We start from the raw sequence: 1,353 nt of genomic DNA, 5'->3' as shown, positions 1-1,353 counted from the left end.
GAGCAGCTGCAAAGCTTCCCCTTTACGGAATAAAACACCCATTTCAGCACCACGCCCAGTTCCCACCATGATTGATGTAGGCGTTGCAAGTCCCATTGCACAAGGACATGCAATAATGAGTACCGCAACTGCATTAACTAAGCTAAACGTTAGGGCTGGCTCAGGGCCGAAGATAAACCAAGTAATAAAAGTTAAAAGAGAGAGACCCATTACTACAGGTACAAACCACATGGTAATTTTATCAACCAATGCCTGAATAGGCAGCTTGGAACCCTGTGCCTGTTCAACCATTCGGATGATTTGAGAAAGCACTGATGAACTACCAACAGAGGTGGCTTTGATATTTAAGCTGCCACTTTGGTTAATTGTTCCTCCTACCACAGTAGAGCCTATCGTTTTTTCAACGGGCATAGGCTCGCCAGTAATCATGGATTCATCAATAAAACTTTGGCCGTGAATAACTTCACCATCGACAGGGATACGCTCGCCTGGTCTAATCTCTACAATCGTTCCTGTTTGAACTTCGGCAATCGGAACTTCTATCACCTGATTATTGAGCTGTATTCTGGCAACTTTAGGCTGCATTCCAACTAGATGTTGAATTGCTAAAGACGTTCGGCCTTTTGCCTTGGCTTCAAAAAATCTACCTAATAGAATTAAAGTGATAATAACCGCTGCAGCTTCATAATAAACATTGACCGTGCCTTGTGGCAGGACACTTGGAAAGAAAGTAGCAACCACTGAATAAAGATAAGCAGCCAATGTTCCTACAGCCACCAAGGAATTCATGTCTGGTGCTAAGCGGAATAAACTTGGGATGCCCTTTTTAAAGAAGCGTCGGCCTGGAAAAATTAATGCTACTGTGGTCAAGAAAAATTGCATTAACCAGCTATTTTGTTGGCCAATGTTATCCATCATAAACGTATGAAAGGCGGGAATCAGGTGTGATCCCATTTCTAAAATAAAAACGGGTAGAGTCAATAAGACTGACAAAATTAAATCTTTTTTAAGTTTTTCTAATTCAATATTTTTTTTATCTTGAAAGCTTTCCGTAGTTTGATGAACTGACTTTGCTTCAAACCCTGCTTTGGTGACAGCCTGAATTAACGAGTCACGAGTGACAGATGAGCTTGCCTGAATAGTCGCTTTTTCAGTAGCCAGATTTACATGAGCTGATTCCACACCCTCAACAGATTTTAAGGCCTTTTCTACTCGACCTACACAAGAAGCACATGACATACCCTCAATCGTAAGCTCTATTGGTTGCAGCGCTTCCACTTCGTAGCCTGCTTTTTCTACGGCTTTAATTAAAGTAGCGCGATCAAGTGGTTGATGCGCATAAATGACTGCTTT

1 protein-coding gene is annotated in these 1,353 nt (G+C 41.8%); it reads right to left on the bottom strand.

The window, feature by feature from the left end:
• On the bottom strand, nt 1-1,353 hold a 1,353-nt coding region (locus tag B2Y23_RS08840; RefSeq protein WP_291370290.1), incomplete at both ends, for a heavy metal translocating P-type ATPase.

This window comes from Acinetobacter sp. UBA5934, from assembly GCF_002430855.1.
GTDB lineage: Bacteria > Pseudomonadota > Gammaproteobacteria > Pseudomonadales > Moraxellaceae > Acinetobacter.
Note: the sequence above shows the minus strand (reverse complement) of the source record. Positions and strands in the feature narration are given on the sequence as shown.